General features: G+C 66.4%; 5 protein-coding genes. 3 read left to right on the top strand and 2 right to left on the bottom strand.

The features are described from left to right. Positions 1-191: 191 nt before the first annotated feature. A complete protein-coding gene (locus ACK4S9_RS22820; protein WP_409730179.1) occupies positions 192-1,397 on the bottom strand; it encodes a M20/M25/M40 family metallo-hydrolase in 1,206 nt (401 codons plus the stop codon). A gap of 221 nt (positions 1,398-1,618) precedes the next feature. Between ACK4S9_RS22820 and ACK4S9_RS22815 the strand changes: the two genes are divergently transcribed. The 3 genes from ACK4S9_RS22815 to ACK4S9_RS22805 all read left to right on the top strand — a co-directional run bounded on the left by ACK4S9_RS22815 (position 1,619) and on the right by ACK4S9_RS22805 (position 5,194). Further along, positions 1,619-2,062, top strand: coding sequence for a hypothetical protein (locus ACK4S9_RS22815; protein ID WP_409730177.1), 444 nt, complete (start codon positions 1,619-1,621; stop codon positions 2,060-2,062). Positions 2,063-2,210: 148 nt separating this feature from the next. Continuing rightward, positions 2,211-3,704 (top strand): DUF2868 domain-containing protein, encoded by a 1,494-nt coding sequence (locus tag ACK4S9_RS22810; RefSeq protein ID WP_409730176.1) that lies wholly within the window; start codon positions 2,211-2,213, stop codon positions 3,702-3,704. Further along, positions 3,701-5,194 carry a DUF3482 domain-containing protein gene (locus tag ACK4S9_RS22805; protein WP_409730174.1) on the top strand — a complete coding sequence of 498 codons (1,494 nt, stop codon included), beginning with the start codon at positions 3,701-3,703 and terminating at the stop codon, positions 5,192-5,194. Before ACK4S9_RS22810 ends, ACK4S9_RS22805 begins: the two co-directional genes overlap by 4 nt. Here the strand turns inward: ACK4S9_RS22805 and ACK4S9_RS22800 are convergent. Then, positions 5,191-7,305 carry a TonB-dependent receptor family protein gene (locus ACK4S9_RS22800; RefSeq protein WP_409730172.1) on the bottom strand — a complete coding sequence of 705 codons (2,115 nt, stop codon included), beginning with the start codon at positions 7,303-7,305 and terminating at the stop codon, positions 5,191-5,193. The two genes, ACK4S9_RS22805 and ACK4S9_RS22800, sit on opposite strands and share 4 nt — an antisense overlap. Between the last annotated feature and the right edge of the window lie 469 nt (positions 7,306-7,774).

Raw genomic sequence — 7,774 nt, 5'->3', positions numbered from 1 at the left:
ACAGGACCGTGAAACGACTTTGCGCCGATGATAGTGCTGCAACCAGTGTGAAAGTAGGTTATCGTCAGGCTAGTTATATGAAAAACCCCACCAGATGATTCTGGTGGGGTTTTTTGCTTTACAGCCAAACCCCGCTGTTCGGATCCGCACTGCGGATCCTCACTCTCTGCGGGCTTTTTGCGTTGTAGCTCCTATTGGCTCGACAGCTCGACCATATAGGCCGCCGCCAGGCGCGCGAACTTCAGCGCATGGGCCGTCTGGTTGCCGGAATTGGCCAGGGTGTCTCTGGATGTATGAATGTGCGGATTGTCGCGCGCCATCGACGATTCGAAAGGCATCGAGGCGGGATAGCCTTGCGCATCCCAGCTTGCGTGATCCGAACAGCCGTAACCGCACTTGTCGTAGCCGACCGTAAGTCTGGGCAGGTAAGTGGCGATCAGCTGGGCGAGGAAGGCGTTCTGCTGGCTGTTCGTGTAATCAGTGATCAGGTAGATGTCGTTGGCGGCACCCTTGTAGTTGGTCATGTCGAGCTGCAGCACCCCGGCGACTTTTCGGTTCGCCTGCTTGAACTGGCGGGCAATTTCCTGCGAGCCCCGTAATCCCGCTTCCTCCGCCGCATAAGCAATGACTTGGATCGTGCGGCGCGGCCGGTAGCCGCTTCCGATCAGCGCGCGCAGGGCCTCGGTCATGCTCGCGACGCCCGAAGCGTCGTCGTCCGCGCCCGGCGCGCGCGCCGTCTCGCTCATTCCGCTACCCACGATCGAGTCCAGGTGCGCCCCGACGATCACGCTTTCTTCGGCAAGATCCGAGCCGGCAATGATCAGGCTGACCGAGGGTTGGGGATAACCGCGGTGATTGATCTGCATCACCGAGATATCCGTGCGGCCGGCAGCGAGTTCCCGCCAGGCCGACAGCAGCCAGTTCGACGCCTCGACGCCCGACTGGCTCCGGTAATAGCGGTTGGTGAAAGCGCTCAGGCTCAGGATCGTCGCTTCGATATGCTGTTCCTCCATCCCTGCCAGCATGGACTTGACCAACTCGCGCTGACCGATCCGATAGCTGCGCGTCGGCGCAAGGCCGCGGCGGCGCTCGAGCGTCGCGCGGGCCTCGGCCTCGCTGCCGTGGTACATGAAGCCGCCGCACTGACCGAGCCGCTGGTGGATGGCACCGGCAATCGCCGCGAGCCGGCCCTCGTCGACCACGATGGCGTGCACCTTGTCCCCGGGCAGTTGGCGGCTGTCGATCGACACCGCGTCGGGAGCGATCGTCTTGACTTGCCGGTAGGCGGCATCGCCGATGGTGATCCAGGCCCGGCGTTTTGTCGATGAGCCGGCGCTCGCGGCAAGGCTGAGGCAAAGGACGAACAACAGGCAGAGCTTGGGCAGGCCGGACTTCATCGCATTTCCCCTTGGCATGGCAAGCAAAAATGCTAGCAGTCTGTTCTAGTGAGCTTTTGCCACACCTCAAGGTATTCGGAATAGCCGCGCCGCCTGTCTTCCCCTACCTGAACAGTGACCGTGAGGTGATTCCTACACCGGTTCGGAGCCTTCTCCTATACAGCCCCTCTGTTTCGGCGTGCATCATCGGTTGATCCGTTCAGCGAAGCGAAGGAGGAATCATGAAATCGAAGCAAAAAGGCCTGGGTGGCGATAACCGTTCGCGCGGTATCCACAAGCCGAAAGGCGTGACGGTTGCGGAGGGGAGCATGCAGACCCGCGCGCCCGGTGCCGTGATGCGTGGCGGACCCGAATCGCCTTTCCCGATGGCTCATACCGGTTCGCAGCAGTCGGACACGAACGGCCGCGGCCAGCGCGGCGGCGCCGGTTCCGTCCACCAGGGCTGGAGCGCACGCCAGCGCGGCCAGCGCATGCAGGCGCAGGCCGAGCAGGATCGCCTGGGTGAAGTCCAGCAATCCGGCGCCGGCGGCATCGAGCAATACCAGCACGCCGGTTCCCAGCAGTCGGACTCCGGCATGGGCGGCAGCGAAGGGCTGCAGCGTCGGCCGGACCAGCCCGCATCGGACTTCGGCAGCAAGCCGAACAAGAAGAATCCCGGCAGCTGAACGCCGGCGCAGACACAGTGCGAGCCCGGGTTTCCCGGGTTTTTTTACGCCTGGCGTTCACCCGCCACAAGCGCGGGAACGATCTCCGGTTCGAAACTGCGGCACAATGCTGCTGTAGCCTTGCCATTTGAACCATGACAGGAGAAGCATGAACGAACAGGTCGCACGCAATGTCGTACTGGTACGCGCCATCGAATCCGCCGACGTCGATCACACGGTGTTGAGCGACGACGACCGCAAGTACGCAAGCCGCAGCGCGAAGGAACTCGCGGCCTGGCAGGCCGCCGACAGCAAGAGCGCCGTCACCGAGCAGCACTTCCTGCAGCAGCGCTCCGAGCAGATCCTGAAACGCCTGGGAGAACGTTCGCCCGCCTTCGGCGCCTTCGCGAAGCGCCGTCTGGGCCTGGGCGGCGTCTGGCTGGCCCTGCCTTTCCTGGCCTTCGTCTCGGGCGCGGCCATCGACCGCATCGCCGATCCGCACCGCGTCGACCTGCTCTCCGCACCCTTCCTCCTGATCATCGGCTGGAACCTGCTGGTCTATCTCGCCATGCTGGTGTGGGCCCTGACGGCGGCAATCGCGCCCGGCAAACGCCATGGCTGGGCCGGGCCGAATCTGCTGCGCCGCCTGAGCGTGGGCAAGGCCGCCGTGCCACGCAAGCTGCCGGCGCCGCTGGCCGAAGGGATTGCCGTCTTCATGGGCGAATGGGCCAAGCTCAGCGAACCGCTGACCCGGGCGCGCCTGAGCCGGACGGTCCACCTGGCCGCCGCCTGCTTCGCGCTCGGCGCCATCGCCTCGCTGTATGCGCGCGGCCTGCTCAGCCAATACGTGATCGGCTGGGAGAGCACCTTCCTCGACGGCCGCCAGGTCCACACCCTGCTGTCCTGGCTGTTCATGCCGGCGATGAGCGTCTTCCACTTCCTGCAGGGCTTCTCGCTGGCCGAGATCGAGTTGCTGCGCTTCGGGCGGATGGTGAATACCGCGAGCGGCGAACGCTGGGTCCACCTGTACGGCGCGACCCTGCTGCTGCTGGTCGTGCTGCCCCGCCTGCTGCTGGCCGGTTTCGCCGCCTGGCGCGCACGGCAGCTGGCGCGCCGCTTCCCGCTCGACCTCGACCAGCCTTATTACCGCAAGCTGGCGGACAGCATCGGCGCCGGCGCGCCGGCGCTGCTGCGCGTGCTCCCCTACAGCTACACGCTCGACGAAGCGCGCGACCGCGGCCTGTGGGCCATTGCGGCGAGCGCGCTCGGTGCGCAGGCGCGTGTCCAGCTGCGTCCCACCGCCGCCTACGGTCTCGATCCGAAGGAAGCCCTGCGCGATACCGCGCTGGACGAGGCGGGCGTCACCGTCACCGCGGTCCTGTTCAGCCTGGCCGCCACGCCCGAGAAGGAAAACCACGGCGCCTTCCTCGACTACCTGGGCAAGCGCGTCAAGCGCGGCGTCGCCGTGCTGGTGGACGAGTCGCCGCTGGTGGAACGTATCGGCGAACAGCAGGGCAGTGCCGAGCGCGTGGCCGAGCGCACCGCCCTGTGGCGCCAGTTCTGCAGCTTCCATGGCACCTCGGCCACCTTCGTGAACCTGCTCCAGCCCGAGAAGTACCCGCTCGAGCTGGGCGCTGGCCTCTCACTGCCGGAGCTGCGATGAACGCGCTGAACCCGGAACCGGTCAAGATCCAGTTCGCGCTCGTCTCGCACACCAACAACGGCAAGACGACGCTGGCGCGCACCCTGGTCGGCATGGACGTGGGCGAAGTGCGCGACGCCGCCCACGTGACCCAGTTCGCCGAGGCGCACCCGCTGCAGCGCAGCGAGGCCGGCGACACCCTGGTACTGTGGGACACGCCGGGCTTCGGCGATTCGGTGCGCCTCCTGAAGCGCCTGTCGATGGCGGGCAACCCGATCGGCTGGTTCCTGCGCGAGGTGTTCGACCGCTACCGCGACCGCCCGTTCTGGCTCAGCCAGCAGGCGCTGCGCGCGGCCAAGGAAGAAGCCGACGTCATCCTCTACCTGGTCAACTCGTCGGAGTCTCCGCAGGACGCCGGCTACCTGCCGTCCGAGATGAAGATCCTCGAGTGGCTCGGCAAGCCGGTCGCCGTGCTGCTCAACCAGATGGGACCGCCGCGCCCCGGCGCCGAGGAATCCGGCGAGCAGGGGCGCTGGCGTCAACACCTGGCCCAGTTCCCGGTGGTGAAGGAGGTGCTGCCGCTGGATGCCTTTGCCCGCTGCTGGGTGCACGAACACGTGTTCTACGAGGCGATCGGGCGCCTGATCGAGGAATCGAAGCAGCCCGGTTATGCACGCCTGCTTCAGGCCTGGTCCGGCGCCAACCAGCAGCGCTACCTGGAAGCGCTGCGCGTGGCGGCGCAGCAGCTGGCGGCGGCGGCGCGCGACGCCGAACCGATCGCGCAAGAGGGGCGCGGCATGCTGCGTAGCGCCCTCAAGGCGGTGGGCATCGGCAAGGACGAGCAGCGACGCCAGGAGCTGGCGATGGCGGCCCTGGTCGAGCGCCTGAACGCGCGCATCAACGGCGCGACGGCGCGCATGCTGGCCCTGTACCGGATCGACCCCGGCCAGGCCCTCACCATCAATGCGCGCGTGCGCGACAATTTCGCGGTGCACGCGCCGGTGGACAAGGCCCAGGCCGGGCTGCTCGGCGCGGTGGTGTCGGGCGCGGCGACGGGACTGTCGGCCGACGCGATGGCGGGTGGCCTGACCATGGGAGCGGGCGCGCTGCTGGGCGCGATCGTCGGCGGCCTGACGATGGCCGGCGCGGCCTGGGGTTTCAACCAGCGCATGGACCGCGACAAGCCGGGCGTGCAGTTCGCCGATCCCTTCCTGCAGTCGCTCCTGGTGAGCGCGGTGCTGCGCTACCTGGCGGTGGCGCACTTCGGCCGCGGACGCGGCAACTGGGTCGAAGGCGAAGCGCCCGCCTTCTGGCAGGAGGAAGTCGAGCGGGCATTGGGCGAACACGCGGCCGCCCATCCGGACTTGTGGAAAGCGGTGCGCACCGCGCCGGACGAGCCGGCGGCGGTCAAGCTGGTGGAAGCCGTGCTGGTTCCCGCCACCGATGCCGTGCTCGCGAACTTGTATCCCGGTGTGGCGCTGCCGGCGCACACCGAGGTCGTGAAGCTCTAGAACTGGTATTGCGCGCTGACGCCCAGGATCCAGTTGCGTCCGGGCGCGGCTTCGTAGTAGCGGCGGTTGGCGTCGCCCACGATGACCGAACCGACGTAGTCGCGGTTGAACAGGTTGTTCAGGCGCGCGTACTGCTTGAACTTCCATCCGCCCAGCTGCTGGCTGGCCTGCACGCGCGCATTGACGATGGCATAGCCGGGCGCCGGCGTGGCGGTGTTCGTGTCTTCCGCATAGACGCGGCTGTTGGCGATCGTCTCCAGTGCGGCGCCAAAGCGGCCGGACTGCTCCTTCCAGCCAAACTCCCCGTACAGGCTGGTCTTCGGAATGCCCGGCAGCCGGCTGCCTTCGGGCACGGCGCCGAAGCCTTCCTCGTAGGTGGCGCGCAAGGCCGTGAGGGCAAGACGCGCGTTCCAGCCGCCGCCGAGTTCCGCATCGAGCGACAGTTCGCCGCCCTGGCGCAGGGTGGCGCTGGCATTGCGGTAGCTGGTGCGGCCGCCCGATGAGCTGTCCACGACCAGTTCGCCCTCGGTGCGGACCTGGAACACGGCCGCATTCAGGCGCACGCCCGGACGAAGCATGGCCTTGACGCCGGCTTCCAGGTGCTTGCCGATGGCGGGGCCGAGGCGGAAATTGAAGCCGGCGCCGCTGCCCGAATAGAACAGTTCGTTCAGGGTCGGGGTTTCGAAACCGCGCGCGGCGCTGGCATACACGTTCAGCGCGGGCGAGACCTTGTACAGCACCCCCACCAGCGGCGAGGTGTGGCTGTAGTCGACGCTGCCGCTGTCGTTGCCGTTGGCGAGGAAGCGGTCGGTGACGTCGAAGCTGATGCGGCTGCGGCGCACGCCGCCCGTCAAGACCCATGGTCCGCGTTCCCATTCGAGCTGGGCGTAGGGATCGACACTGTCGACTTCATTGCGTTCGTCGCGCCGCAAGTTGCCCTTTACGCCGAAGGTATTGCCGACGAAGTTTTCGAAACCCTGGCGATCGTCACGCGAGCGGGCGACCTCGATGCCGACGGTTGCGCGCAGCGTGCCGCCGGCCAGTTCGCGCACCGCGCGCCAGTTGGCGTCGATGCCGTGGAAGTCGCGGTCGAAATCGACCACCCCGCCCGAATGCGTGGGCGGCGCCTGGAAGCCGCGCGAGAACGACTGGTACTGGATCACGCGGCGGTTGCCGCCATACGCGGTCAGCAGCAGGCGGTCGGGCCCGAAGCGCTGTTCCCAGGTGAGGCCGAACTGCTGGTGGTCGATGCTCTTGCGGGTGTCGTAGCGGTCGGCCAGGGTACGCTGCGGCGACTGGGTATCGGTCGTATCGATTTCGCCGGCGCGCGGGTCGCGCTGGTAGGTGGCCCAGGTGACGCCCAGCGGATCCTGGGTATCGTCCTGGCGCAGGCCGCTGGCGGTGAGGACCAGGCGGCTGGTGCCGCTCGGCTCGACCACCAGCTTGGCATAAGCCTGGTCGCGGGTGGCGGCGCTGTGGGCGCGGTAGCCGTCGGTCTCGAAGCGCGAAGCATCCAGCAGGTAGCCGAGCTTGCCGCTGCTGCCTTGCGCGTTCACGTCGAGCTTGCGCAGGCCGAAGCTGCCGGCGGAGAAGCTGCTTTCGATGGAGGAGGCACCCTTCGGATCGCCTGTGAAGAGCTGGATCACGCCACCGGAGTGGTTGCCGTACAGGGCGGAGAAGGGGCCGCGCAGCACTTCGATGCGCTCTGCGATGTCGAGGTTGAAGGTGGCGGCCTGGCCCTGGCCGTCCGGCATGGTAGCCGGGATGCCGTCCGCCACCAGGCGAACGCCGCGCACCCCGAAGGCCGAGCGGGCGCCGAAGCCGCGCGAGGAGATCTGCAGGTCCTGCGCATAGTTCTGGCGGTCGCGCGCCACCAGGCCCGGCACCGCGGCCAGGGCCTCGGAGGCATTCACGCGCGGCTGGGTGTCGCGCAACTGGGAGGCGTCGACGATGTCGATCGCAGCGGGCAGGTCGAAACTCGTGTGGGCCGAGCGGGTGGCGCTCACCACCACGACGCTGATGGGCGCGCGCAGCTCATCGGCGATTGCGCAGAGCGGGGCGGACATGCATGCCGCGGCGATGGCGGTGCGGCGAAATAAAAGGTGCTTCATCTGTTCTCCAATAGCGTGTAGCACCCGTGCGACCGGCATGCTGCTTCGGCACGCAATATACCCGTCATTGCCAGAACGGACACGCACCGTACCCTCCCGCACGTGCAGGCACGGGGCTTGCGGACTGCGCCGGCGTTTGTTATAGTGCGCGTCCGCTTCGGGAACGCTGCAAGGCGAGACTGAAAAACGTTAACGGAATCAAGTGTTTACGTTGACAAGGTCTACAGAGAAATCTGCAACGAAGCGAACGAGGGGTTGACGAGTTAAGCGAAACACTGCATAATCTCATTCCTCTGCTGCTGACGAACACAACGCTTCGCAAGGTGCAGCAAGGTAGTACAGAACAACGGTTCTTTAACAATCAACAGTCGATAAGTGTGGGCGTTTGATGAGGGTGCCGCTGGCTTCGGTCAGTGATTACTTAAATTATCAAATGTTCACAAAAAAGAAATACGTTGCTCAGCAATGA

The organism is Massilia sp. (assembly GCF_046293535.1).
In the GTDB taxonomy this organism is placed as follows: Bacteria; Pseudomonadota; Gammaproteobacteria; order Burkholderiales; family Burkholderiaceae_D; genus Telluria.
Note: the sequence above shows the minus strand (reverse complement) of the source record. Positions and strands in the feature narration are given on the sequence as shown.

What these genes read in the sequence shown, in the direction of transcription:
- ACK4S9_RS22820 (WP_409730179.1), bottom strand. Translation starts at nt 1,397, where the DNA reads ATGAAGTCCGGCCTGCCCAAGCTCTGCCTGTTGTTCGTCCTTTGCCTC.
- ACK4S9_RS22815 (WP_409730177.1), top strand. Translation starts at nt 1,619, where the DNA reads ATGAAATCGAAGCAAAAAGGCCTGGGTGGCGATAACCGTTCGCGCGGT.
- ACK4S9_RS22810 (WP_409730176.1), top strand. Translation starts at nt 2,211, where the DNA reads ATGAACGAACAGGTCGCACGCAATGTCGTACTGGTACGCGCCATCGAA.
- ACK4S9_RS22805 (WP_409730174.1), top strand. Translation starts at nt 3,701, where the DNA reads ATGAACGCGCTGAACCCGGAACCGGTCAAGATCCAGTTCGCGCTCGTC.
- ACK4S9_RS22800 (WP_409730172.1), bottom strand. Translation starts at nt 7,305, where the DNA reads ATGAAGCACCTTTTATTTCGCCGCACCGCCATCGCCGCGGCATGCATG.